Origin of the sequence: Niabella beijingensis, assembly GCF_020034665.1 — a bacterium.
Taxonomy (GTDB): Bacteria; Bacteroidota; Bacteroidia; order Chitinophagales; family Chitinophagaceae; genus Niabella; species Niabella beijingensis.
The window spans coordinates 1792149-1816581 of sequence record NZ_JAIQDI010000002.1 but is presented as its reverse complement, the minus strand read 5'-3'; the positions used below and the strand labels follow the sequence as shown (position 1 = coordinate 1816581).

Below are 24433 nucleotides of genomic sequence, written 5' to 3'. Positions count from 1 at the left end.
ATCAATTCACCATGCAAAAACGTATTGACTTAGACAATGTACAACATCCAAAAGCATATAAAGCCATGCTGGCCTTGGAAGGATATATGGCACAGGCTTCTATTTCCAGAACACTGCGGCATCTTATCAAAATACGGGCTTCTTACATCAATGGCTGTGCCTTTTGTATCGACATGCACGCGAAGGAAGCGATTCATGATGGTGAAAGCACCCAGCGTATTTTTCTGATAAGCGCCTGGAGGGAAGCCCGCAAGTTCTTTACGGAAGAGGAACAGGTCGTAATGACCATGACGGAAGAAATCACACTGATTCATCAACACGGATTGAGTGATGAAACATATGCGAACGCCCTTCGCTTCTTTAATGAAGATCAGATAGCAGAGATCATTATGGGAATTATAACCATCAATGCATGGAACCGGATTGCAATCAGCACGCACAAACAGATTGAAAGTTAAATCGCTGGTTGCTTCCGGCGAAGGGATCGGCAGCTTGTTGGCACGTCAGCTATAATCGGATTATGACCGATGGTACAGGCTGCTCTTTATCTGGAAAATAGAAACCTGTGTCCTCCCATTCCTCTGATACGGAAGAATAGATCCTCTATGGATTTAAAAGATCATTGTTGAAAGGGAAATAAAATTCTCCTTCCGTAACACTGATGACATCAAAGGGCGCTGCGTCCAGTTTGATTTTCCCTTTGAAAGTCCCCCTGACTCCTTTTTCCCTGCTGAGCTCAGAAAATACAATAGTGAAGTCGTTCGGATCTGCTTCGTCATATTGTATCGTATAATTCTCTCCCTGTGCATTTTTCTTTTGAATATGTTGCTCTGCTTCCAGCCGGTAAGTACTGGGGCTCCAGGCTGCTTCCGTATAAGTGCCGGGAGAGATGTTTTTCATATCGTACCGGAATATTTCCAGCTCGAAGTCCGGAGGGTGTTGTTCGAGGGGCAGGGAAAAATCGATTTTTGATTGGTACCCATGAACGGTGGCACTTACCAAATTACCGTCCTTTTCGCCAAACTGGAATTGAGCACTGTGCATAAAATCTTTCTGTTCCCCGTTTAGCTTAGCGCGGAAATAATACTTTCCGGCATCGTTTCCCGGGCGGTTATCATTGTTTTTGGAACAGGAGATCAATAAGAGTACTGAAGCGCAAAGACCGATAAGAGCTGATTTAATACTTGTATGCATTTTTCATAAATTTTGAAATTCGAAATTACCTATTTAAAATCAGGTATTGTCTCCCTGAAAACTGGTATTTTGATCCTCCCATTAATCTGGTAGGTAATGCCATGTTACGCACATACAAACGGATTTTTTTCTATCATCATTCTGGGAATTGAAGTGGGAGCGTAATGCCCGTTTGAAACAAGCGTAGTTGTTCATTGAGGTTTAGCTGTTAAATCGGTCTGGTCGACATTGGCTGAATCGCTTATAAAAATTCGTATTCATTTCCACGTAGAAATAAAATCTTTGTCGATGAATTTCTTAAAATCTTTTGGGCTATTTTCCAAATGACTATTGTCTTTTTCTTACTGAGTTTTGCGTACCCGGAATAGTCTGCCTGGAAATTATCTGATAAAAACAAAAAAGCTGTAAGCGATTAACTTACAGCTTTTTTATTTGTGCCCGAGACTGGATTCCCAATCTCTTCGCTTCCAATAAGTTGGCTAAAAAAACTGTCAAATTTATGTCGTCATATGTAGACTATCATAAAATGACCATTTTAACCGTTGGTGCCCAGGACTGGATTCCTTCTTGCCTGGGTAACAACTATTTGCAAGTGATTTCTGTCAAATTTCGGTCAGGTTGAACGCACCCACCGATAACACCACAAAGTTACTCAAAACCACCAAATAAAAAGTTCATTATTTCTGATTTAATTGTACAATCGAAGGGAACTGCAGATCGGTGTTCTTCTTGACCCATTCGGTCTCCATTTATTATACTGGCAAATAGAAGGTGAGAGAGCGATTTTCAACTAGCAGTGGGTTGGACCGTCGCGAGTGATTCAGTTCTACTGTTTGATTTAATGGTTTACTAAATCGTGTATCAAGAGTGGGTTCTCTTTTCTTCAGTTGAGATTATCGTCGTTGTTTGTAGCTCATCCAGTCGCTCACTTTGAAGCACCCAGCGCCGTGTTGTTTTTTTCGAACCGAGCAACGTCATAGGTTGCAGTCTCAGATGTCGTTCATCATCCTGCTCGTATACCATTAAATCTCGCGAAAAATTGTGGGGCAAGGTAAAAGTCACCAGGCGGGACTTGAATTCCTTATGATAATCAATTGATTATGGGCTTTGTGTGTCAAAAAAGTGTCGCGTTTTGAAAGCTGTTCACTATTGTTCACTTTCTTACGATTTCTCCCTTTATCAAAGTAAAGGTACAAATTTGTACTGCTTTTGCAAAATTCCTACCTAGAATGACTGCAGTTGCGGAAGGCTTTATTGTGCTTCGCGCTGCGATGATTCCTGTCTCAAGATTCAAGATATTAGCTATTTAACTTTATATTAACATATAATGAATGTTTGCATATTAATTACAGATATCTTCGGAACTAATAAAAAATAAGAACTCAACTATAAAAAACCCATACCTCAAAACACAAAGTTGCTATTGACCAACCTTACGCCAACCAACTTTTGAACCAGTTACCCCGTCATTTTTAAACCCAATCATAATATGAACACCAAATTAAAACGTTCTGTTTATTTGCCCCTTATTGCTCTGGCAATTATAGGTTCTTGCTCCAAAAAGGAGACCGCTCAGCGAGGCGGCCCTGAACCCAACAATCAAACGCTTTCTGTTGAAGAAGCAAGGACCTGGTTCAATGCAAAACATGCGGAAGATCGAAAGATCATGAGCAACCTAACCGCAAATAGCCAGCGCAGAATGACGACTTATTCAATTGGCGCATTTGCTGGCGATCCGGAATGGAAAAATACCCGAACCGACAACGCCACGCAGGGGTTACGCATTGAACTGGATAACACCAGCGGTTGGGGTGGGAAAAATTCTTTCAGAGACTTAATTATTCTAAAAGATCAAAATGGGAATATTAAAGAATATATACAGGAGGTTATTTTTGATAGTGTATACCTCCGGCAACTGCTCCGAATGCACAGAAGTACCGAAGGTATTCGGTCCTATTCGTATCCGGCAACATTCACAGGAAAAGTGATGTTCTACACCACAAGCAATTTGTTCATCAAGGGCGCAATTTTTAAGGACGGTGCTCAAACAGGAGCATTAGCAATCAAAGGCGGCTCAACAAATTCTTCTCCTACAAATGTTTTAGCAAAGTACCGCAGAATAGGTGTGGACGCCGATACTGTAGAACTACCCCCTGTTGTTATTGTCACTCCTCCAGTTGGAGGTGGCGAAGATCCACCAATGCCGCCAGATCCTCCTAATCCTCCTGGAAACGGCGGTGGCACTCCTACAAACCCAACGAATCCGACAGACCCAGGTAATCCTACAACTGATCCATGCAGCGCCGGAAGCTCAGCAGCTGCAGCATTAACTGCAATATTTAATGAAAGTGCGATGCAACAAACAAAAGCCAATCTTGGGGATATAAAAAATTTAACGCTGGAAAAGGGATATGCTTTATACGAACGGGTGTCCGTGGATTCATTTGACAATACAAAAATCAAGCATGAATACTATTATGCCGGAGCCATTCAAACAGGAACGGATTCATCCATTGTAATCAACACTACAACATCCTACCTCGAAGGTGTCGTAACAACAGTACATACTCATCCAGCGAAGGGTTTGGCAGGTCCTTCACCGGCTGACATATATCAGCTCATTCAGAATGTTTACGACGATTCAGGTAAGTTCACCGGAGGAAGATACCAGGGGAATTTCGTTCTTGCATCGGATGGTACTATGTACGGCATTACCGTAACTAACATGGGGTCAGCATTTACCTTCAAGCCATCGCAAGTGGCGAACCTCAATGGCAGTGCCTTTAATACTTCCAGTCTAATTGGTAAAGCCTATGATGAAGCATATCAATATTTCTTGGCAAACGATTATAAAAAAAACAAAGACCAAAAGAATTTAGCTCACGCGGATGCACTTGCATATGTATTAAGTGAATTTCATACTGGTGTTGCAATAACTAAGTATGATCCAAACACAAAGTCCTTTAAGCCAATTGTGAAAAAGAAAGTAAAAACCACGGATAGTAAAGGAAACGTAAAAACAACATTTGAAAATGGCTGTTAGTTTTTTTATAAATAAATTATAAATATGAAAAAGATACTTACAACGATTTTGACTCTTACAATTTTAAATGTATCAAATGCCCAAACAGGCCCGATAACTGATACTTCAGCATATCTGAAAACCATTGAAAGCAAAAAAGCATACTTCAAAGGCAAGCCCCTTTCTGTATTACTTGACAGTTTGAAAATCCCAATTAAGACATTTGGCTCGAAACCTAAGCCAACAGACGTATCCAAAGAGATAGCTACATACTTCTATTTTGCTGTTCCAAAGTACCTGGAAGATTTTTCAGAAAAATATCTTCGTATTGAGTGGACAACGCCATTAGATGCTAATGCATCAGAATTAATATTCAATGCGACTGCAATAGCAGGTGAATGGACAATAGCTGCCCAGAACTTTTATAAAACAGCTATAATAAGTGATATTAGAGCAAAATAATGAATTTCAATATGATCAATTTTCGCAATTGCGTGCAGCTACTATTATATCAAACTCTGGTCTCTGTTTGGGACCAGAGTTAAATTCGCCTTCTTTAGAACACAAATAATGAAAGAGATAAAATTTATAATAGTAATCATGGCGATCATATCAGTTTCAAAGGCCCAAACATCTCCGATAACTGATACTACAGCGTATCTAAAAACAATTGAGAGCAAAAAATCCTATTTTATAGGCAGGCCTTTCTCCGTCCTTCTGGACAGTCTGAAAATTCCAATAAAGGTTTTTATTCCCAAGGCATATGCATTTGATGTTGCAAAAGAAAAATCAACTTTTTTTCACTTCAATTCTCCTAACTTCCTGGAAGACTTTGCTGAAAAACGCTTGTGGATTGAATGGGCAACACCCAGAGATGCTAAGGCGTCAGACGTAATTTTCAGTGCCACAGATACTGCCGGAGCTTGGACAACAGCTGCCAGGGACTTTTACAAAACTGCCGTCATTAAGGACATTAAAGCAAAATGAAAATACCCAAACCGGCGTTTAGAATTATTGCAATCGTAGCCTTTTCTCTCATTTATAATGATCTCTGGCCCCAATTTGGGGCCGGAGTTTCTTTAGGTGCTTCTCAAAATAAAACCACTTCCAACGCAGCCCCATTTAACTCACGTCAAAAAGCATTAACAGGCTTGTTCTTAGACCTACAGGCAACATACGACCTCAGATCATGGTTATCACTGCAGGCAGATATAGAATATATACAAAAGAACACAAGACTGGATCGAACAGGTTTCTACCAAGATAATTACACTTCCAACTACTTTAATTTTCTGCAGTTGCCGGTCACGGCACGTTTTACCCTTGGAACTGGAAAATTTCAGGGGTTTTTAAACCTTGGAGGATTTATGGGATATTGTCTCAACGGCCGGCTAAAAGGAGTGACATCAAATATTATCGACTATGCTGAACCTACTATTCCTAATCCGAAAATTTCAGAGCTATTTGGAGCGATTCATTTTGACGAAAATTATCGTTTTGAGGAATCAAGAGATAATCGTTTCGAGGCAGGTTATGTTGTAGGGGGAGGTCTACAGTATTCCGCGTCCAGGTCATGTAGGGTCTTTGTCCAAACCAGGCATTACCACGATATAACCAACCAATATAAAGAAGCCGAACTTTTCCCTGTTCGATCCTATAATCAATCGTTCCAAATCTCAATAGGAACTTCATTTAATTTATCGAAAAATTAAACATGAGCATCAAAAGAACAAACATCTTTCATCCAGGAATAATCTCGCTGACTGCATTATTGTTCTGCTTCCTTGTTTCATGCCGAAAATCGGTGGAACCAATCAATAAACCAGAAAACTATAATCCTTATACGTTTTCAGAAATTTTTGATGCATTCTGGCTCGGCATGCGGGACAACTATCTTTTCTGGAACATGGACAAATCAGAGACAAATTGGGAGGAAACATATAAAAAATACAAGCCGCTGTTTCAAAATTTAAACACAGAGAATTTCGATGATATTTTAACTGCCGTTGACTACATAAAGGAGATGACTGCAAGGCTCTCTGACGGACATCTAACGATTACTTTCAATGATGATCGCCTCGCTGGATTTTATATCAATCCGTCCCGCCAGCGAAAGCTCATTAAAGATTACAGCAATAACGTTACTCTCGACCAGCAATTATATCTGAACCCTGAGAAATACCTTGATAAACCTTTCAACAGGGTAACTGGAGCACTGAACGCAATCGGAGGCACCATAAACGATAGCATAGCGTACCTTTTTTTTGATAAGTTTAATTTGAAAAGTGCCTATGATGAACCGGCAAATGACAGCACACGTCGGTTAATTAACGGATTTTTCCAAACGCTAAAATCTCCCGGTATAACAAAAGCAATAATTGATCTGCGGGGTAATCCTGGCGGCGCCGTTCGGGATCTAAACTTTATCGCCGGTAATCTAACGACTGAAAGTTATACATTCGGACACCTTACCTATAAATTAGGGCCGGGACAGCTAAACTACCAACCAGCCATAAATGCAATTGTCAATGCCCAGCTGAGCGCGTTGAACTTCGGCGGGGAAATCAGAATTTTGGTTGATGGGTTGAGCCGCAGCATGTCGGAAGTTTTTACTATTGCCTTAAGAACAAGGGAAAAAACCAGGGTCATCGGTGATACAACCTGGGGCGCTACTGGAGTGATTCCTGCCAACTATGATGGGCAACTATTCAATGGAGGGCCATTTGTCGCAGCGAAATTTATTAACGTATATACCCCTGCTGCAGCACTGACGTCTTTACTTGGAGAAAATTATGAAAAAGTTGGATTCCCTCCAGATATAAGAGTCATCAATACTGATAACGGCAGGGACAAGCAACTGGAAACTGCGATTGATAAATAACTATTTGAAAGTAAAAGCAATTTCAATTAAGAAACAATGAATCTCTAAAATTATTCTTATCAGGAGCGAACTTGTCATATTTTTACTATAGTATAAAATGGTTATAAAAGCTAACAAATACAGTATAGATGAATTGTCGAAAGTTAATGTAGAAAGCATTTCTTCAATTTCTATAGAAATAGTAATCGAACATGAAAAAGCTGAAGTCCTAAAAGGCCTCTTGCGGTTGAACCAGCGAATTCGGGTTGTATTGATTATCGATCCTGCAGTGGATAATATTGAAGGGAGGCACTGTAACCTAAGAATTGTAGAGGCGTTGGGCGATTTCAAACACCTAACCGTACTAGCATTCGGTTCTCAACAGTTGCAAAATATAGATGAACTTTGTGGGCTTGGAAACCTGACCTCTTTTGGGCTGGATGGCAACTACAAAAAAGAAATCGATCTTGAGCCGTTAAAGAATACCAGTGGTATAGAAGAGCTGGCCCTGGAATTTGGATTTGCAAATGCGCAACAAATGGGTTTTGCAAGTAATTTATCCCGTCTTCGACGCCTTAGAATATCAACATTCGATTTAAAGAAGGTTCAATTGAATCCAGGCTTGCAGGAATTGGCGATCTCCAATACAATAAAGCACCCGGAGCTGCTGGCATCTGCATTTCCTGACCTGAAATCCCTAAGTATTAATCTGGGTAAAGGGTTATCAACCTTTGATTTTATTGCTTCTCTACATGCATTAGAATACCTACAGATAGCCCACACCAACAAGGTAAAAAGTCTCCCGAAAATGGACATGCCAGCGGTGTTAAAATCGCTGAGCCTGGTGGCCACCAAAGAATTCGAAGACATTGACAGTATTTTGCAGTTCAGCCAACTGGAAGAACTGAAGATAACTGAACCTACGCGGATACCGGTCGCAGATTTTACTCAGTTGGGTGGTTTGAAAAATCTTAGAAAGGTCCAGGTCGTGTTTAAAACAGAATCTGAGGACGATGCATTCAGGCAAATTGCTGAAGCAAATGGATGGTCAGATATATAATAGTACAATGAAAAAGGATTGCAATTTCTACTTCTTACGATTTTCTTTTGGGGAAACATCCCGCATACACAAGCTCAAACAATTTCGCGCGAAAATAGTGGAGAGAGGCGATTACCCCATGCAGTAATCAATCAGTCTGTTTTGAAAGAGTTTTTTCAAGCGGAAGGGGATGTAGGAACCATAGAGACCACCATTTTCGAATTTTCTGCGAATTTCCCAGAAGAGCCCACAACCGTCTATAAAGTTCAGGCAACAGTAGACAAGGCTACTCGTAGCATCGAAGAAGTTTCAGATAAGGTCGGTTTAAATGGCACAAAGTTGAAAGTCGTGTATAGTTACTTTGAAAATAACAATTGGCTTGAAAGTAAAGAGATTTTTAAATTGCTCCCCGATAAAAGATGGACGCTTAACCGGAAGTCATTTTATCACTATGTTCCTATGTCTGAAAGTGATGGGGCGACGATGAAACGATTGGAGAAAGCCATTTGGCCAGGTTCTAAAGACACCGCATTTGTGGAGGAAGTTGTGAATGATGAGTTCGTTTATATTAAAGATAAACTTGTAAGGAAAAAGTCCGCAGGATGGATAAATACTTACTCGTACGATTCGAATGGCAGTGTGATATCGGAAAAGGAATATCGCGAGGGTAACGAAGCACAATGGACGTTGCATGATTATAGCTACGAGTATGATAGCAATGGGAGTTGGATTCGAAAAATTGAATATGTTTCTAGTCCTGGTCAGGAGCGTTACAAAAAACAATCCTGGGTACGTCGGATATCTTATCAATAATGAGCAAATGTCTGCATCAACAAAAGAACATGAAACGGAAAAAAATTATCCTTACGTGGCTTTGGTTAACCCGATTGTCTTTGGACTTGTTACATTAGCATCATTTAATAAAGATGTTGATGATATTTACTTTGGCTTCCCTGAAATCTTTTATTTAAATACCCAAGGAGTGAGTCCGATTCCCGGACGGATAGGGTCTTCTATTTCTTTTCGTCTTGACGAATTTTTACGAGATCTAGGTTTCGCCTTGATTATTACACTTGTATTGGTGCTTTTATATGCACGATTTAAACGAAGAAAACTGAAAGCGCTCAAAAGGGGGGTAAAATGAAGAGCCTTCGGTAGCTGATTAATCGGAACTATAATTTATCAGAACAGGAGTAAAGATTCTTAGACCGTTAATCACCGTTCAGCTTTGAATTTTCTGATAAGAGTATACTACTGGATAAGGTGCAATCCAACCAATGCTACTGCGAGCGCCAACTTCTTGGTTACTACAAGGAGTTCGCAATAATTGAATGTATTCATCTGCTTCCAAGTTTTCTTTCATTCCGGTGGATGGGTTCGTCACTGCGCTGATGTCCTCAGTTGGGTTTGAATGAAAATACTTATCCTTTGTGGCGGCTTTGACAACCCATTTGAAACGGGCGTAGTAGTTCATTGGCGTCTCTCCGTTAAATCGTTCCAACAGGTATTGCCTGAATCGTTTACAAAAATTCTCCGTGACTTCTACATTCGATATGAAGTCTTTATTGATGAAGTTCTTAAAATGCGTCAAGCTATTTTCCAAATGCCGGTTGCCGTCTTTTTTATTAAGTTTGACATATTCACAGTAGTAATCGAGGAAGTTAGGCTTAAACTTATGATGTGGAATATATACTCCGCCGGTTGCTTGAGCCTCGATGGTCAGTTGACTTTTCTTTGTTTCAAGAATTAAAAGAGCTTCCTTATTATGGTTTTTCTGTACCTGTGTTTTGGGAGTTTTATAAGTGAATACTCCTGTGCTTGGCCGTTGGCCTTTACACCGTCCATAGTCGTAGTAATAATAGAATTTATCGCCCTTCTTATTGGCTATTTTTAAAAAATTCATTGCGTATATTTTTTCTGATGAACAATACCAAGCCTCTTCAAGGTCCAAAACAAAGAAGATTTCTATAGCTTGAGGTGTTTACATTATGCCCATATGGGACAATTGTGTAGAAGCGAGTAAAAGCGTAGAAAAGAAAATTATTTCACGTACGCAGTTAACAAAAAAATCTTGGGCGGAGGATTCGCCCTGTAGTCATCAAATAAAATTTGGGAGTAAGAGAGGTGAACAATCACCGAAAAACAGAAGCAAAAAAAGTCTGTCATACCGCCTGTCATTTTTCTGTCAGAAATAGCGGTAGTAAGCGTAAAAAAGTGACAGAATTTGACAGTATTAAAACAAAAAAAGCTTTGCAAATCAATGACTTGCAAAGCTTTTTGGTGCCCGAGACTGGATTCGAACCAGCACGCCGAGTTACCAGCGCCACCACCTCAAGGTGGTGCGTCTACCAATTTCGCCACCCGGGCAATATCAAAAGAGAACTTACAAAATTAATCTTTTGAACTAAAGAACTGTTTTTACCCTTACTGAGTGTAGTGCGTCTACATCCCGATAGCTATCGGGATCGCCACCCGGGCATCCCGTTAAGGGAGTGCGAAAATAAGCAAAAGACTTCATTTATAGTACAAATGACCGGCTCTATTTTTAAATGCACTAAAATGACCGGCAATAATATTTAAGCAGGTGAGCTTCCTATCTTTGTGTTTTTAAATCATGACATACCAGGAAACCCTCGATTTTATTTATGCCCGGCTTCCGATGTTCAGCCGGATCGGTGCGGCGGCAATTAAAAACGGGTTGGATAATATCCGGGCACTTTGTATGGCACTCGGAGACCCTCAGACCAGAATGCGGTTCATTCATGTAGCAGGCACCAACGGAAAAGGATCCGTAAGTCATATGCTGGCATCCGCACTCCAGGTACAGGGGTATAAAACAGGATTATATACGTCCCCGCATCTTGTCGATTTCAGGGAGCGCGTAAAGATCAATGGTAAGATGATCAGCGAGCAGGCTATCGTCGATTTTGTTGAAAAGATACAGCCGGTAATTGAAGCACTGCAACCGAGCTTTTTTGAGATCACTGTGGCACTGGCCTTTGATCATTTTGCAAAGGAAGCGGCAGATATCGCAGTGATCGAAACGGGACTGGGCGGCCGGCTGGACAGTACCAATATTATACAACCCGAGCTTTCGGTGATCACCAATATCGGCTTCGACCATGTTCAGCTGCTGGGGGATACCCTGGCTAAAATAGCTGCGGAAAAAGCAGGGATTATAAAAGCGGGGGTTCCTGTAGTGATCGGTGAAACCCATCCGGAAACAGCATCAGTATTTAGGGATAAAGCAACAACAGAACAGGCTTCTTTAAGTTTCGCCGATAAGGTATTCCATATTGAGAACTGGTCTTACCAGGAGGAGGTGCTTGTCGCCGAAGTATCAAGGAACGCGGCTATAGATCATTATCGCTATGAGCTGGACCTCTCCGGCGCTTACCAGATAAAGAACCTGCTGACCGTGCTGGAAGCCTGCCGGCAACTTAAGCTGGCGGGCTGGGCGCTTGATGATGCAGCGATCGCAAAGGGTATTGCGCATACCAGAAAATTAAGCGGTTTGCATGGCCGCTGGGAAACCATTCAACGGGATCCGAAGATCGTTCTGGATGTGGCCCATAATGAGGATGGCATGCGGCAGGTGCTGAACCAGCTGGAGCTGGTTCCTTACCGGAAACTGCACCTGGTACTGGGGATGGTAAAGGATAAGGACGTGGATGCCGTGCTTGCGCTGCTTCCTGCAGCGGCGGATTACTATTTTACAAATGCAGCACTTCCCCGCGCACTGCCCGCAGCAGCGTTGGCGGATAAGGCTGTGGCACGGGGTTTGAACGGCACCGTGTGGCCGGATGTTAATGCAGCACTGGATGCAGCAAAAGAGCAGGCGCACGCGGATGACCTTATTGTAGTTTGCGGAAGTGTATTCCTGGTAGGAGAGGTTAAAAGGGATTGATGCTGCCATTCGCCAACTGATCCCGGGCCGGAAAAACCATTATTGCCCCAATAAAAAAACCGCCTGGTTAAGGCGGCTTTAAATGACGTTCTGTGTACCCCGTTATGCAACGGGTTCCAGGTATTGCGAGTAGGCATATCCTTCGGTACCATCGTCGGTACGAACGGAAGACCATTGATCATTTGCCTGGCTGATAAGGGTGATGATCTCATCCTTCTGCGCCTTGCCCACCACCGGTTGGTCGGTACCGGGGCCTTTACGGATGTTCAGCGCAGTTTCCTGGGTGGCTACACGTACTTTGGAGCCGGCTTCTGCCTTTGCGTTTACATTCAGGATCAGGTCCCCGCTGGTATAGTTAGGGTCGATCTGATCGTAGATGCTCCAAAGCTGGTCTTTAACTGCCCCGCTGGGTGCATCACCATCAATATATAAAACGCCGTCCTGTTCTCTTACAGCCAGGTTTGTTACGCCGGAGCTGTTGGCGGCATCAATCAATGCTTTGTATTTTTCTTCGAGTGCCATAATGTGTTCCTCCTTTTATTTTACGGTTAATTTATTCTCCACTTTTCTAGGATGTATTGCATTTACTTTTTGCATTAATGTAGCCAGATCAGCTTTTTTAATGTCACCGGTAAGTGTTACAACACCTTCTTTTACTTCAGCCTTTACACCTGCATGATCTTTGATCGCATCTGTAACAGCCGTTTTCAGCATGTCATCAGGATTGATCGTAGGCGGAGGAGGGGGAGGAGGTACTGTTGAATTATTTACCACAGATTTTACTCCCTTTACTTCCTTTACAGCAGGATCTACTGCGGTTTTTGTGGCGTCGTCCTTTACCGTACCGGAAATGGTAACAGCGCCGTCTTTTACATCGGAAGTGAGTTGCGCAAAATCAGGGTTGGTGGCTAATTTGGCATCCACTTCTGTTTTGATGTCTGCATCGCTTTTTCCTTTACAGGAGGGGAGCGCAAAAGCAAATGCAGCAATGGCAATCATGGCCAGAACTTTTTTCATTTGATTCGGGTTTTAGTGAAGAAATTTAATTACAACGAATATAAGTTAATTCCGATACAAAAAAATTCGGCGCAGGTTTTTTATTTCTTAATTTTCGGGGCGTTTAGCAACCCCGGATAATTGATTGGAAGCATTATTAAAAATCAGGAAACTGATCAGCCCCAATACCGATACACCTGCAGCGCCGTACAAAAAGATCCTGCTGAAACCCTGTTCCAGCGCTTTACCAAAAAGCCCCAGCTGCGGCGCTCCCATTGCCGTTTCCCTGTTTGTGATCTGTTCCATTGTCAGGCTGCCGGCCACCAGTTGCCAGGACAATTCAAATAATTCGTGTGAGCCGGTAACGGGGAATGCATTCTTCAGATAGGAAAAAGTTCCCTGAAGCAGCAGAAAGCCCATCAGGGCGATATTGATCGCCAGGGTGATCAGCCGGCTGCTTACATCGATCCCCGAGGCCATGCCGGAGCGGTCGCCCGGAACTGCAGCGGTAGCGGTATTTGTAACAGGTGTATTGATCATACCCAGACCGCTGCCGGCCAGCACACAACCTGATAAAAGCAATAGCCAGCTTGTTTTGCCTGCAGTGCCGCTTATGTACATGATAAAGAAACCGGCTCCGATCAGCAGCAGGCCGAACGGGATCACACGTCCGGCGCCATACCGCAGGGAGAACCGCTCCCCGATGGGTGGAAACAGGAGGGTGGGCAGGGTATAGGCCAGTAAACACATACCGGTGGTCATTGTATCATAATGCAGGACGGCCTGGAAATACAGGGGAAGAAAGACCATTAACGGCCAGAAGGAGAAGTTCATTCCAATACATCCCATGACCGCACCGGAGAACCGCCGTATCCGGAATACCCGGAAGTCGATCATCGGATAGGAATGGCGTGTTTCCGCTATAACAAATACAATGATCAGCACCACGGCAACCAGCAGCACAAGCAGCGAGGAGGTACTGGTGAAGCCGGCTTCCGGTCCTTGTGTGATATAATAGGTGAGTGCAAATACGGCTGCCGACAATACCAGTATCCCTGTCAGGTCCAGCCTGCCGGCATGGGGATCTTTTGATTCGGTTATCGAGGGGATAATGAGCAGTAATGCTCCGGTCGCCAGTGCGCCATGGATCAGGAAAACCCATCTCCAGTTTAAGACCTCACTGATGATACTGCCAATGACGGGGCCAAAGCCCAGTCCGACACCGGCAATGATTCCCCAGGCGGCAAATGCTTTACTTCGCTGCGGCTCCTCCCGAAACTGGTGGGAAAGCAGGGCGATGGTACAAATGAACATGGCACCGCCGGTCATTCCCTGGAAAAAGCGGCTGATGATCAGCAATTCTGTAGTGTCGGCAATGCCGCAGATAACGGAAGTGATGCCAAAGCCAATCACATTGATGATAAATACCCGCTTCCGCCCAAAACGGTCTGCCAGCGTGCCTGTAGCCATCAGCACCATGGTACAGGCGATCGTATAGGCATTCATGATCCATTGCAGCTGACTAAAATTGCTGCCCAGTGTTTTTTCAAGTGTCGGCAGGATCACCGGAACGCTGGTGATCTCCAGTCCGAACATCAGCGCTGCCAGGCAAATAGCTATCAGCGCCCGCGGGTTTGTCAATTTTTCTTTTGTTTGATTCATCATGGGTTTTTAATAAGGCTGCTAAAATATACTGGCATTTTTCAAAAAATCAGTATAATTTTTATAAAAAGAGGTAGTTTTGCCAGATGGTAAAAGTGACAATGCACGGCCCGCTCGAAGTGGTCCGGCAAAATATGGAAGCCGTATCTACTGTGGATTTCCGGAATAATTTCTTCCAGATCTGCCTGGTGGTGACCGGCCAGGGACATCTTGGGGTAGGATGCCACCGCACCGCATTCAGGTCCGGCAGCGTGATATTACTTACCCCGGATGATGTACATCATTTTGAACTGGAACAACCCACCGAATTCCTGATGGTTCGTTTCAGCAGCAGTTATGTCCGGTCCTTTGAATGGGGAAAGATGAACCAGATGGAATGTATCCTGTACTATGCACGTCACTTTACCGGATGCATTATGAGGACGCCCGATGATAATGTGCTTGTCCGGTCTATCGCCACTTCACTGTTACACACCCTGGAGCATCCCGACCTTTACCAGGAAGATATCGTAAAGCATTTTGTCAATGCCCTGATTGTTATTGCCGCCCGTAATATTGAAAAGGCAGGGCCTCCTGCCGCCTCGGAAAATACCGACAAAAAATTGCTGGATATTATTCATTATATCGAGGAGCACATCTTTGATCCTGCTAAACTGAAAGCTGCTGTGATCGGCAGGGCCTTTGGTGTCTCGGCCGGTTATATCGGACAGTATTTCCGGCGGTGTTCGGGTGAGACATTGCAGCATTTTATTACGCAGTATAAATTGCGCCTGATCGAACACCGGTTAAAATTCAGTGATATGCGGGTGCATGAGATCGCCCTGGAATTTGGCTTTACGGATGAAAGCCATTTGAACAAGTACTTTAAAAAACAGAAAGGGGTGGCGCTTACGAAATACCGGAAACTGCAGGCTTCGAAGATTGGAAAGAGAGAGCCATCGATAATCGAAGATTGATGTTATCAGTATGCTTTAGTCTGGATTCCTTCTGTTGGTCTTTCTCACCCCAGTTTTTTTCTCAGCCATTTGCGAACCGGCTCATCATACCATTTCAAACTGGCATAGGCCAGAATAATACTCCCGATAAGGATCAGCAGGGCATAAGGCCAGACTTGAACCATGGTAACGCCTTTATGATCGCTGATCCAGGCAACATAGAAATAGACCAGCGGATAATGTACCAGGTAAAGCGGATAGGATATGTCACCTAAGAATTTACAGATCCTGCGTTCCGTCCGCGTATGCAGGATGCCGCTGGCGCCCAGGTAAACAATGAGCGGAAAAACAAGAATGATACATACAGATTCATAGACGCCATTCATCCAAAGATGTTCAGCGCCGCCGATGCGCGGCATATATAAAACAAGGGCGATCAGGAGGCTGCACCACAAGAAAGCATGTTTAATACGGGTGGGTTTAGTGATCCGTGAAAGCAGCAGTCCTGCAAAGAAAGGATACATTGTACGGGTGATACCCACGCGCACCTGTTCTGCGTTTAACGTCCAGCCGCCGCTGACATCGCCATTGGTAATGGCCAGGTGAGCGAGGGCTATGGCCGCAATCAGCACCAGGATACTCAGTGCGGTTTTGGAGAACTTCCGGATGCCGATGGCATACAGGATATTGGCAATGTATTCAAAGAACAGCGACCAGCCTACGCTGTTGAGCGGATGCATTTCTTCCCAACCCCGTATATCCAGTGATAAGGGAACCGGCAGAATCGTATAACCGATGAGCAGCACCAGCAACATCTTCCAGAGGGGAATGGTATGAATGAGCGGCCAGATCGTTGAATCGGTGAAATAGAAACCGATTGCCCCCAGGGTCATCCCCAACACCACCATCGGTTGTAGCCGTTCGATCCGGCGCTTAAAGAACGTGCCTGCGGTCATTTTATGCCAGCGGTCGTCATAAGCATAGCCGATCACAAAGCCGGACAACAGAAAGAAAAAGTCAACGGCCAGGTAACCGTGGTTGACAAGGATATCCAGGTGCCCGGTTCCTAATGGCTCTGTAAGATGAAAAGTTACAACGATAAGGGCTGCAACACCACGTAATCCGTCCAATATGGGATAGTGTGGCTTTGTGGAAAGGTTATTATTATTCATTGCTCGTTGGGCAGAGGACTCAGGGGGTAACAATAAGATGATTAAAATTTATGCTGGTGCATATAAAAAAGCCGCTGCATTGTCTCTGCCGGTCAGCAGACAAGCAGGTCAGGCATAAACTGGCCCCAACCCCGGGTACCTCAATCTTCATATGTTTGTTCACCTATCGTTTATCAATTGTTATTTAATGAATGGGTGAAAATAAATAAATAATGTATCCGTATCCGTCCAAATAGTATCAAAATCCGGACAGATCGTCTCATTTTTTGGGAGAATACTTATTTTCGCAGTATGAGAATGACTGTGATGTTATAATATCCTTTGCGGGCTTAATTTCTAAGCAATACGCTATAACTGTTACATAGCGTTTATTTTTTGTTAGTCTGATTTTTATTAATAATTCAAACTATTGGGTTCACTATTAGTTGTTGTTCCCATGATGGTTTATAAAACAAGTAGTATGTCAGAAATACTAAGCAAAAAGGAGATCGGGCAGTTTGTTTCCGAAGGTTTTATTCGCATCGATAATGCTTTTTCTAGTGAAATTGCAGATGCCGCTGTAACTATTTTATGGAATGACCTCCCTTGTGACAGGTCAGATGCTTCCACCTGGACGGAGCCGGTTTTCCGTTTGGGCTTATATACACAGCCGCCTTTTATTGAATCGCTCAACACGCCTAAGCTGCATCATGTTTTTGATCAGTTGATTGGTGAAAACAAATGGATTCCTCCTCAAAGTGTAGGAACATTCCCTGTAAGGTTTCCATCTGACCGGCAACCGGATGACACCGGCAAACATGTTGATGCCGGTTTTCCGGGCAGCGATCCGGGCAATTATTTTGAATGGCGCATCAATATTAAATCAAAAGGCCGGGCCTTATTACTGCTGGTATTGTATTCGGATGTCAGCGAAAAGGATGCGCCCACGGTCATTTATGAAGGGTCTCATATTGATGTTGCACAGCTATTATCTGAAGCGGGTGATTCTGGCTTTTCATTTATGGAACTCGCAGGCCGGTTGGAAGGGTTGCCGGAAAGAAAAGAGGTTTACGCAACGGGTAAGGCAGGAACCGTTTACCTGTGCCATCCGTTTTTGGTGCATTCAGCTCAACCTCACAGGGGGCGGGCACCCCGATTTATGGCGCAGCCCCCTTTACTACTGAGGGATGAATTGTCGGTTTCAGGTTCTGATGCCGGCTGTTCTCCCGTAGAGCGGGCGATTCGCCTGGCATTGGAGTAGCTGGCAGGATGCCAAAGTTAACGGGAGGCTGTTTTTTAACAGCCTCTTTTGATGCGTATACATTTGCCGGCCCGGTTTCAGGATAAAAACCGCTGCTTCAAATTCTGCATCCGGCACTTTTAATGACGTGATCAGTTATATATGGCGCCAAGTTTACGGATGCCCCTGAAAATTGAGAAAACAAAACCGGACAAATATTTTATCTTTCTTCTCTTATTGTTTTTTAGCTTTAATAAAAGGCTGGGGTATTCCGTAAACGCCGGGCTTATTTACGCCGATGCTTGCTTTTACATCGTTCTCGGGACTTTTAATAATGCCGGTGATGTACGCGGCAACGGCTTTTCTTGCCACTTCTGTACCAACAAATGGTTCGCCTTTTTGAGTCGTTTCATAATCGGTTTCGTCCTTGTTCGTTAGCCAGGAAGGGCGTACAATGGTGTAATCTAAATCCGATTTTTCAATAATAGCAGCTGCCTTACGGTAGGTAATTAAAGCAGCACCGATCATCCTTTCGTTCCATTCTCCGGATTTCCCCGCAACCTCTTTATAAATGCCTAAAGAGGTTACAAAAATTAAGCGCTTCACATTATCTGTATCCATTGCTAAAACAATTTCCTTGGCCATTTTGTCAACCGGACCGGAAAGGTTGGCATAAACAATTTGAATAATTCCTTCGTGTATATGATCGATAGGAGCCTTACCCGTAAAATGTTTGATCAGATCAAACAAAATAGTTAGTAGATAAACTGACCTGTGCGGCAAAATAAGCTGCCGAAGGCAAACCCGACATTCCTTCTGGTTGATTAAGGTAGTTGTCCAGCTGTTTGTAAAAGTCCGCAGCAACCCTGTTAGTTAATGATGATTTGCAGGCTTTATCGATGTTAGCAGATCGGGTATAACAAAGGTCTTCAAACGCAGTGAGTTTGAAGACCTTTTTTCCAGTGATACTGCTGGTACAAAACTCGAACTCGCTATTAGAGGATTTAAGGAGGCTAAACCAGCTAAAAGACGTTCAAAATCAAACAAGTACAACTGCCCAAAAGATGGATAAACTAACCTCTACCGAAGCCAAAACTCCCAAAATATCAAAGAAATTAAGATAGAAAAGGTTCCGATTGTGGCAACTTAATAGGAGTTTTGGTGTGAGGCTATTTCATCCTTGGTAAAATAAATCTTACCTGACTTCGGCAAGAGAGGCTCGCTCTAAATAAAAAAGCCGAAGAATACTTCGTCGTATAAATTTTAATTTGATTAGTAATCAACCTATGAAATTGTTTAGTATAAAGTACACTGGCAACATTTTTAAAACTAAAAATTTTGCTAAACTGTCGGCAATATCGTACATTTATTAGCAGCAGGTATTTATTTTAATCCTTTTATAAATTCATCGGCATATTCCACCAATCGTTGCAATGCTTTTTCTTCCATTGGATAATGTCCGCCGCCCTCAAGAATTTTTACTGTGTAAGGTGCTTTTATTCCTTCCATGGAAATTTCGCTCAACTCTAACGGGCACCACCGGTCATCCCCGGGCTGGGTTAAAATGATTGGACATTTGTCAAATTCTTCAACAGGGATCGGCAATTTATAAGTCATATAGTCAGCTAAAAATTGCAGTTGCACTTTTGCACCAGCTGATGCATCATCTTTTAAAAATATTTTTAAGGCTTCTTCATTGTTAACCAAACATTCCATTTTTGATACATCTTTCATAGCTATAAGATGTGTTTTTAATCCTGTTTTTGAGAATTTTTCCATCGCAGGAACAACGAGCCAATTTGTTCCTTTGAATTTTGCCGTTTTGTTACCTACATATTTATTGTCGTTTTGCAGAAAGCACATCCCTATCATTCCGTGCACTTCATCTATATAGCAAGCTGCGTTGTATATTAGCATTCCGCCCGCGCTTAATCCGTAGAGTATTGGCTTCTTATAATCCCGTTTCGTTTCTGTATTTACAAAGTCGGCAAATGAATGTACCCAGTTATCGTAAGTTACGTCTTTCTGGTTTACTTCTGTCATTCCGTAACCCAGGTTGTCCATTGCTACTACATCATAGCCTAATTCAGCCATTTTGTGACCAAAAATCATATTCATTTGCCTGCCGTTTGTACCCACGCCGTGATGCAAAAAAATCCTGTATTTCGCATCGGGTCTAGGGTAGCGATCAAGGTGCATCAGATTGCCATTCCATTCCCAGGTTTCTTCAAGGGGGAGGTTATTTTCTTTGATTTGAAAATCTTCAGGAAGCAGTGCATTCAATTGTTTCCACGCTTCGTTTGTGTTGTAAGATTTCATAATTTCTATTTTTAAAAGTTTACATTAATTGATAATGCAAAATTGAAAATAGAAAATGGCTAAGCTCTTAAATTAATTTAAGAAATAAGTTTGGCCTTCAATTTACTCAACCAAACAGGCGTGATGCCCATAAAACTGGCTATGTTTTGCGCCGGGAAACGCTGAAACAAAAAACTGTATTTTTCGTATAGCCATTGCAAATATTCTTCGCTGGTAAGCCCAAGTTGAAAGTTTCTGAACAAATCGATCGTAGCAAAAAGTTCTTCTGTTTTGTGTGTATAATAACGTAGTATATGAATATCGTTTTGTACTTGTTGAAAAAGAAAATCAAAATCAAATGCCAGCACAATTGATTTTTCGTTAGCATTTATTTCATAGTCGGTTTTATGATGAAAGTAAATAGTGTCATACGATTTGAAAAATTCGCAGAAGTGCTCCGTATGAAACATAATCGTTTTCTTTTCGCCTCTTGAGGTGATAATGCTGCGTATAAAACTGCCGGATACGATGAAGAAAATCCTTTTATTATTTGCCTGGTATTTTATGATTTGTTCGCCTTTATTAAGCGTTAAAACAGAGCAATTTTCTTCAAGCTGCTGCAATGTGTTTTTGTCAGCCAGTGGCAATTTGTTTGTCAAAGTCGAAAAGTAGATTGCTTTGTCCATTGAGGGTGGTTCTACACTTGCTGTTAACACATAAATATACGAAATATTTATTCGCAAATCATATACTGGAAAATCTGACAATATTGAAATCAAACAATTGAAGTTAATTAATGCTAATCGGAAAATTGAGCTTTCGGAATCATCCGGTTCCTTAGAAAAAGGGAAAAAACAATATGTTAGGCTAATAAAAAATGGCTGAAAGGAGAAGAAGCATACTTAAGCTAAATCGCCCCGATTTTAAGAAATCCGCTTCATAATATGTTCGTTTGATTAAGCAGCATTTCTATAATACTTTACTCCCATAAGTCAACGTAACTTTGTAAAGACACGTTAGGTACGGTAAAGTATCGTAAGATTTTTGAAAAAATTGCGAGTTACAATCTTAGATTGGGGAAAAAGCGTTTGAAGATTAGTTTTATTATCAATCAAAACCCTTTGGTGTTCGAACTCATTATGAGTTCTATATTAATTGATTATGATTTTTGGGAGCCTTATCAATGTAATAGATCGAACACAAAAAAGCCTTCAAACTCATTGAGTTTAAAGGCTTTTTATTTTTTCGTGACCCCTCAGGGACTCGAACCCTGGGCCTACTGATTAAGAGTCAGTAGCTCTACCAACTGAGCTAAGGAGTCATGAATACCATGATCCGGATGGCTCCGGAGCCGGCAAATATAAGTGATTTATTTTACCTGGGCAGAATCCGGCTTTGTAAAATCAATGGTCATTTTATTTTCGCCGCAATTGATCATGGTTTTCCCGTATTTGGGATCTTTATTCCCGAGATAGGGATTGACAATTTCTTTTTTATTGCTCAGCCAGTTGCCGCTTTGCCCTTCTCCAAAGGCCATGGGGCATTCCTGCCAGTACACCGGGGCCTGGTCATATTTAACGGTGAGCAGCAGCATCCGCAATGCATCCGACAGGTCATGAAGGGCATGCCGCCGCGCAGTCCAGTCGGCGGTGCCGGCGATGGTGGCTGTATTGGCTTTGGCCGTCTCCAGCGGGTATTGGGCCGTCTCGTAGATCGTGCTGTCCTTTTTCAGTTCATCTACCTTAAAACTGGCAAGGGCCGCCTGAAGCGAAAGCACCGCCTTGCCTACAGCCGCAGAATCCCAGTTTACAAAACCATCTGCAAGCACATAGTAGCTGGATAATACCGCTTCCATCGACTGGTTAAACGGATCGCTGTGCTTGCTCACTGCAACAGGCACCGGCTTATCCTTTGGCGGTTTATTCTTTTTTATCGCAAACTTATATACAAGGAACGCAGCTATAATTACCGCGATTACTATTAAAAGCTTTTTCATACTGATTCCAGATGTCGTTTACTCGTTTGTATTAACTAAATTTGCAGGTTTCCGGAAAACAAAAATACTGATAAACAAGTAATTATTTTATCCGGAGGACAAAAAAGCAATAAATATGTTAATCGGTTTACAGAATGTTACGTTTGAGTTCGGTGCAAGAGTGATCGTGGAAGATGCTACCTGGCACATTCAGCCCAATGAGCGCATCGGGCTGATCGGGTATAATGGTACAGGAAAATCCACCCTGCTGAAATTATTTGTCAATCAATACGCCCCTTCGGAAGGAACTGTGGAACGGAGCAGGGATACCACCATCGGGTACCTGCACCAGGATCTGCTGAGCTTTGATACCAATGATTCCATTTTACAGGTGGCGATGAGCGCCTTTGAAAAAGTGCTTCAGCTGGAAAAGGAAATAGAAGTGCTGGGTATTGAACTGGAAAAGACCGGTGATGAAAAAACATTGCTTGAATATACCGATAAGCTTCATGAAATGGAACTGCTCGGCGGCTACAATGTGCAGCATAAAACAGAAGAAGTATTGCAGGGACTGGGATTTTCCAATGCTGATCTGAACCGTCCTTATAAGGAGTTCAGCGGAGGCTGGAGGATGCGGGTATTGCTGGCAAAAATGATCCTGGCCAAACCCGACCTGCTGCTGCTCGATGAGCCTACCAACCACCTTGATCTTCCTTCCATTGAATGGCTGGAAAAATACCTGCAGCATTACCAGGGGGCCGTAGTGATCGTGAGCCACGATAAATTTTTCCTGAACCGCATGGTAACAAAGATCGTGGAGCTGTATCAGCGGGAACTGCATTTCTATAATGGCAATTATGATTTTTATGAAAAGGAAAAGGCCGTACGTATCGAGATGCAGCAAAAGGCCTACGAGAACCAGCAGGATTATATCCGGCAGAATGAGCGGCTGGTAGAACGGTTCCGCGCCAAGGCCAGTAAAGCGGCCATGGCCCAAAGCATTATGAAGAAGCTCGACAAACTGGAGCGCATTGAGGATGTGGCTATTGAACGCCCCGACCTGCGGATCAATTTCCGGGTGGATAAGGTTCCCGGCCGCGTTCTGGTGGAGCTGGATCATCTGTCAAAAGCCTTTGGTGAAAATGTGATCCTGAGCGATGCCAAGGCAGAGATTGAAAGAGGGGATAAGATCGCGCTGATCGGGGCCAACGGTAAGGGGAAATCCACCCTGCTGCGGATTATTGCCGACGCAGAGTCCTATACCGGTAACCGCAAATGGGGACATAATGTAGAAGAAAGCTTTTATGCCCAGCACCAGCTGGAAGCTCTTTCCCTCGACAATACCATACTGGATGAAATGCGCAGTTGCGGCAGCCAGATGACGGACCTGGAACTGCGGGCGCTGCTGGGTTGTTTTTTATTCAGCGGAGACGACAGTGATAAAAAAATACGCATCCTCAGCGGTGGGGAAAAAGCACGGGTTGCACTGGCAAAGACCATTGTAAGCAAAGCCAATTTCCTGATGCTGGATGAGCCTACTAACCACCTAGATATGCACAGTGTGGACCTGCTGATCAACGCGCTGAACCGGTATGAGGGTACCCTGATCCTGGTGAGTCACGACCGGCACTTTATTTCAAAGGCCGCCAACAAAATATGGGAGATCGTGGACGGAAAGATCAAGGAATTTAAAGGTCCTTATGATGAATGGGTAGCCTGGAATGAACGGATGCGTAAGAACGCCGGAGCCAATAAAGCAGAGGCGCTGCCACAAAAGGCAAAGCCCGTTGCTGCAGCAACAGTTGCTCCTGCAGCACCACCGGCCACAGGTACACCTATTAATAAGGAGCTTAAAAAAGAGATCCAGCGGCAGCAAAAAATGTTCCAGCAGGCGGAAGACGCATTGAATAAAAACAAAGCGCTGATGGCCCGGCTGGAGAAGGATCTTGCGGATCCGGAGATCTATTCTGATAAAACACGGTTTTTAAAAGCAGAACAGGAGTATGCTGCGGCAGCCAGGGAAAACGGGCGCCTGGAAAAGGAGTATGAATCGGTTTTTACCCGGCTGATGGAGCTGGAAGAAAAACAGTAGCCGGGTTCAGGCTATAATATTTTTTTTATTGCATGTCTGCAGACGGAAAAAATGCAGACAGT

Annotated in this window: 23 protein-coding genes and 2 tRNA genes; 13 read left to right on the top strand and 12 right to left on the bottom strand. The window is 43.1% G+C overall.

Annotation, left to right across the window (positions count from 1 at the left end; translation table 11 throughout):
• The first annotated feature begins 11 nt into the window (after nucleotides 1–11).
• Nucleotides 12–458, top strand: a complete 447-nt coding sequence (locus K7B07_RS23695) for a carboxymuconolactone decarboxylase family protein (protein WP_223713025.1) — start codon at nucleotides 12–14, stop codon at nucleotides 456–458.
• 145 nt (nucleotides 459–603) lie between these two features.
• Here the strand turns inward: K7B07_RS23695 and K7B07_RS23690 are convergent, their stop codons facing one another.
• Nucleotides 604–1194, bottom strand: a complete 591-nt coding sequence (locus K7B07_RS23690) for a hypothetical protein (protein ID WP_223713024.1) — start codon at nucleotides 1192–1194, stop codon at nucleotides 604–606.
• Nucleotides 1195–2683: 1489 nt separating this feature from the next.
• On the opposite strand from K7B07_RS23690, the gene K7B07_RS23685 reads away from it, so the two are divergent.
• The 8 genes from K7B07_RS23685 (at nucleotide 2684) to K7B07_RS23650 (ending at nucleotide 9259) form a co-directional block, all read left to right on the top strand.
• Nucleotides 2684–4237, top strand: coding sequence for a hypothetical protein (locus K7B07_RS23685; RefSeq protein ID WP_223713023.1), 1554 nt, complete (start codon nucleotides 2684–2686; stop codon nucleotides 4235–4237).
• 24 nt (nucleotides 4238–4261) lie between these two features.
• Nucleotides 4262–4678, top strand: a complete 417-nt coding sequence (locus K7B07_RS23680; protein WP_223713022.1) for a hypothetical protein — start codon at nucleotides 4262–4264, stop codon at nucleotides 4676–4678.
• A gap of 108 nt (nucleotides 4679–4786) precedes the next feature.
• Complete coding sequence (locus tag K7B07_RS23675) at nucleotides 4787–5203, top strand: hypothetical protein (protein WP_223713021.1); 417 nt, start codon at nucleotides 4787–4789, stop codon at nucleotides 5201–5203.
• Nucleotides 5200–5928, top strand: a complete 729-nt coding sequence (locus K7B07_RS23670; protein WP_223713020.1) for an outer membrane beta-barrel protein — start codon at nucleotides 5200–5202, stop codon at nucleotides 5926–5928. Before K7B07_RS23675 ends, K7B07_RS23670 begins: the two co-directional genes overlap by 4 nt.
• Nucleotides 5929–5930: 2 nt before the next feature.
• Complete coding sequence (locus K7B07_RS23665; RefSeq protein WP_223713019.1) at nucleotides 5931–7097, top strand: S41 family peptidase; 1167 nt, start codon at nucleotides 5931–5933, stop codon at nucleotides 7095–7097.
• Between the two features lie 97 nt (nucleotides 7098–7194).
• Nucleotides 7195–8136 carry a leucine-rich repeat domain-containing protein gene (locus tag K7B07_RS23660; protein WP_223713018.1) on the top strand — a complete coding sequence of 314 codons (942 nt, stop codon included), beginning with the start codon at nucleotides 7195–7197 and terminating at the stop codon, nucleotides 8134–8136.
• An 18-nt stretch (nucleotides 8137–8154) separates the two neighbouring features.
• On the top strand, nucleotides 8155–8928 hold the full coding sequence (locus K7B07_RS23655) for a hypothetical protein (protein WP_223713017.1): 774 nt from the start codon (nucleotides 8155–8157) through the stop codon (nucleotides 8926–8928).
• Between the two features lie 7 nt (nucleotides 8929–8935).
• Nucleotides 8936–9259 (top strand): hypothetical protein, encoded by a 324-nt coding sequence (locus K7B07_RS23650; protein WP_223713016.1) that lies wholly within the window; start codon nucleotides 8936–8938, stop codon nucleotides 9257–9259.
• A 78-nt stretch (nucleotides 9260–9337) separates the two neighbouring features.
• Here K7B07_RS23650 and K7B07_RS23645 read toward each other — a convergent pair whose 3' ends face one another.
• On the bottom strand, nucleotides 9338–10018 hold the full coding sequence (locus K7B07_RS23645) for a phage integrase SAM-like domain-containing protein (protein ID WP_223713015.1): 681 nt from the start codon (nucleotides 10016–10018) through the stop codon (nucleotides 9338–9340).
• Between the two features lie 375 nt (nucleotides 10019–10393).
• Nucleotides 10394–10482: transfer RNA gene (locus tag K7B07_RS23640), tRNA-Leu, on the bottom strand.
• Nucleotides 10483–10729: 247 nt separating this feature from the next.
• Here K7B07_RS23640 and K7B07_RS23635 point away from each other — a divergent pair.
• On the top strand, nucleotides 10730–12022 hold the full coding sequence (locus K7B07_RS23635) for a bifunctional folylpolyglutamate synthase/dihydrofolate synthase (protein WP_223713014.1): 1293 nt from the start codon (nucleotides 10730–10732) through the stop codon (nucleotides 12020–12022).
• Between the two features lie 102 nt (nucleotides 12023–12124).
• Here the strand turns inward: K7B07_RS23635 and K7B07_RS23630 are convergent, their stop codons facing one another.
• The 3 genes from K7B07_RS23630 to K7B07_RS23620 all read right to left on the bottom strand — a co-directional run bounded on the left by K7B07_RS23630 (nucleotide 12125) and on the right by K7B07_RS23620 (nucleotide 14683).
• On the bottom strand, nucleotides 12125–12544 hold the full coding sequence (locus K7B07_RS23630) for an SH3 domain-containing protein (protein WP_223713013.1): 420 nt from the start codon (nucleotides 12542–12544) through the stop codon (nucleotides 12125–12127).
• Between the two features lie 15 nt (nucleotides 12545–12559).
• Entirely contained in the window at nucleotides 12560–13039 is a 480-nt protein-coding gene (locus K7B07_RS23625; protein ID WP_223713012.1) for a BON domain-containing protein, read from the bottom strand.
• 87 nt (nucleotides 13040–13126) lie between these two features.
• The gene (locus K7B07_RS23620) at nucleotides 13127–14683 is read right to left on the bottom strand and encodes an MFS transporter (RefSeq protein ID WP_223713011.1); all 1557 of its coding nucleotides are present in this window, start codon (nucleotides 14681–14683) and stop codon (nucleotides 13127–13129) included.
• Between the two features lie 83 nt (nucleotides 14684–14766).
• Between K7B07_RS23620 and K7B07_RS23615 the strand changes: the two genes are divergently transcribed.
• The gene (locus K7B07_RS23615; RefSeq protein WP_223713010.1) at nucleotides 14767–15636 is read left to right on the top strand and encodes a helix-turn-helix domain-containing protein; all 870 of its coding nucleotides are present in this window, start codon (nucleotides 14767–14769) and stop codon (nucleotides 15634–15636) included.
• Between the two features lie 44 nt (nucleotides 15637–15680).
• Here K7B07_RS23615 and K7B07_RS23610 read toward each other — a convergent pair whose 3' ends face one another.
• The gene (locus K7B07_RS23610) at nucleotides 15681–16787 is read right to left on the bottom strand and encodes an acyltransferase family protein (RefSeq protein ID WP_223713009.1); all 1107 of its coding nucleotides are present in this window, start codon (nucleotides 16785–16787) and stop codon (nucleotides 15681–15683) included.
• 460 nt (nucleotides 16788–17247) lie between these two features.
• Here K7B07_RS23610 and K7B07_RS23605 point away from each other — a divergent pair, with 460 nt between their 5' ends.
• Nucleotides 17248–18027 carry a phytanoyl-CoA dioxygenase family protein gene (locus tag K7B07_RS23605; RefSeq protein WP_223713008.1) on the top strand — a complete coding sequence of 260 codons (780 nt, stop codon included), beginning with the start codon at nucleotides 17248–17250 and terminating at the stop codon, nucleotides 18025–18027.
• Between the two features lie 213 nt (nucleotides 18028–18240).
• Here K7B07_RS23605 and K7B07_RS23600 read toward each other — a convergent pair whose 3' ends face one another.
• From K7B07_RS23600 to K7B07_RS23580, 5 genes are all read right to left on the bottom strand, one after another.
• The gene (locus K7B07_RS23600; RefSeq protein ID WP_223713007.1) at nucleotides 18241–18756 is read right to left on the bottom strand and encodes an NAD(P)H-binding protein; all 516 of its coding nucleotides are present in this window, start codon (nucleotides 18754–18756) and stop codon (nucleotides 18241–18243) included.
• A gap of 633 nt (nucleotides 18757–19389) precedes the next feature.
• Nucleotides 19390–20325, bottom strand: a complete 936-nt coding sequence (locus tag K7B07_RS23595) for an alpha/beta hydrolase (protein WP_223713006.1) — start codon at nucleotides 20323–20325, stop codon at nucleotides 19390–19392.
• A gap of 77 nt (nucleotides 20326–20402) precedes the next feature.
• The gene (locus K7B07_RS23590; protein WP_223713005.1) at nucleotides 20403–20990 is read right to left on the bottom strand and encodes a Crp/Fnr family transcriptional regulator; all 588 of its coding nucleotides are present in this window, start codon (nucleotides 20988–20990) and stop codon (nucleotides 20403–20405) included.
• Nucleotides 20991–21552: 562 nt separating this feature from the next.
• Nucleotides 21553–21625: transfer RNA gene (locus K7B07_RS23585), tRNA-Lys, on the bottom strand.
• 48 nt (nucleotides 21626–21673) lie between these two features.
• Nucleotides 21674–22300 (bottom strand): hypothetical protein, encoded by a 627-nt coding sequence (locus K7B07_RS23580; protein ID WP_223713004.1) that lies wholly within the window; start codon nucleotides 22298–22300, stop codon nucleotides 21674–21676.
• A 115-nt stretch (nucleotides 22301–22415) separates the two neighbouring features.
• Between K7B07_RS23580 and K7B07_RS23575 the strand changes: the two genes are divergently transcribed.
• Entirely contained in the window at nucleotides 22416–24371 is a 1956-nt protein-coding gene (locus tag K7B07_RS23575) for an ABC-F family ATP-binding cassette domain-containing protein (RefSeq protein WP_223713003.1), read from the top strand.
• Nucleotides 24372–24433 lie beyond the last annotated feature (62 nt).

Coding starts and splice junctions, on each gene's coding strand:
- K7B07_RS23695 (WP_223713025.1), top strand. CDS start 12: ATGCAAAAACGTATTGACTTAGACAATGTACAACATCCAAAAGCATAT.
- K7B07_RS23690 (WP_223713024.1), bottom strand. CDS start 1,194: ATGCATACAAGTATTAAATCAGCTCTTATCGGTCTTTGCGCTTCAGTA.
- K7B07_RS23685 (WP_223713023.1), top strand. CDS start 2,684: ATGAACACCAAATTAAAACGTTCTGTTTATTTGCCCCTTATTGCTCTG.
- K7B07_RS23680 (WP_223713022.1), top strand. CDS start 4,262: ATGAAAAAGATACTTACAACGATTTTGACTCTTACAATTTTAAATGTA.
- K7B07_RS23675 (WP_223713021.1), top strand. CDS start 4,787: ATGAAAGAGATAAAATTTATAATAGTAATCATGGCGATCATATCAGTT.
- K7B07_RS23670 (WP_223713020.1), top strand. CDS start 5,200: ATGAAAATACCCAAACCGGCGTTTAGAATTATTGCAATCGTAGCCTTT.
- K7B07_RS23665 (WP_223713019.1), top strand. CDS start 5,931: ATGAGCATCAAAAGAACAAACATCTTTCATCCAGGAATAATCTCGCTG.
- K7B07_RS23660 (WP_223713018.1), top strand. CDS start 7,195: ATGGTTATAAAAGCTAACAAATACAGTATAGATGAATTGTCGAAAGTT.
- K7B07_RS23650 (WP_223713016.1), top strand. CDS start 8,936: ATGTCTGCATCAACAAAAGAACATGAAACGGAAAAAAATTATCCTTAC.
- K7B07_RS23645 (WP_223713015.1), bottom strand. CDS start 10,018: ATGAATTTTTTAAAAATAGCCAATAAGAAGGGCGATAAATTCTATTAT.
- K7B07_RS23635 (WP_223713014.1), top strand. CDS start 10,730: ATGACATACCAGGAAACCCTCGATTTTATTTATGCCCGGCTTCCGATG.
- K7B07_RS23630 (WP_223713013.1), bottom strand. CDS start 12,544: ATGGCACTCGAAGAAAAATACAAAGCATTGATTGATGCCGCCAACAGC.
- K7B07_RS23625 (WP_223713012.1), bottom strand. CDS start 13,039: ATGAAAAAAGTTCTGGCCATGATTGCCATTGCTGCATTTGCTTTTGCG.
- K7B07_RS23620 (WP_223713011.1), bottom strand. CDS start 14,683: ATGATGAATCAAACAAAAGAAAAATTGACAAACCCGCGGGCGCTGATA.
- K7B07_RS23615 (WP_223713010.1), top strand. CDS start 14,767: ATGGTAAAAGTGACAATGCACGGCCCGCTCGAAGTGGTCCGGCAAAAT.
- K7B07_RS23610 (WP_223713009.1), bottom strand. CDS start 16,787: ATGAATAATAATAACCTTTCCACAAAGCCACACTATCCCATATTGGAC.
- K7B07_RS23605 (WP_223713008.1), top strand. CDS start 17,248: ATGTCAGAAATACTAAGCAAAAAGGAGATCGGGCAGTTTGTTTCCGAA.
- K7B07_RS23595 (WP_223713006.1), bottom strand. CDS start 20,325: ATGAAATCTTACAACACAAACGAAGCGTGGAAACAATTGAATGCACTG.
- K7B07_RS23590 (WP_223713005.1), bottom strand. CDS start 20,990: ATGGACAAAGCAATCTACTTTTCGACTTTGACAAACAAATTGCCACTG.
- K7B07_RS23580 (WP_223713004.1), bottom strand. CDS start 22,300: ATGAAAAAGCTTTTAATAGTAATCGCGGTAATTATAGCTGCGTTCCTT.
- K7B07_RS23575 (WP_223713003.1), top strand. CDS start 22,416: ATGTTAATCGGTTTACAGAATGTTACGTTTGAGTTCGGTGCAAGAGTG.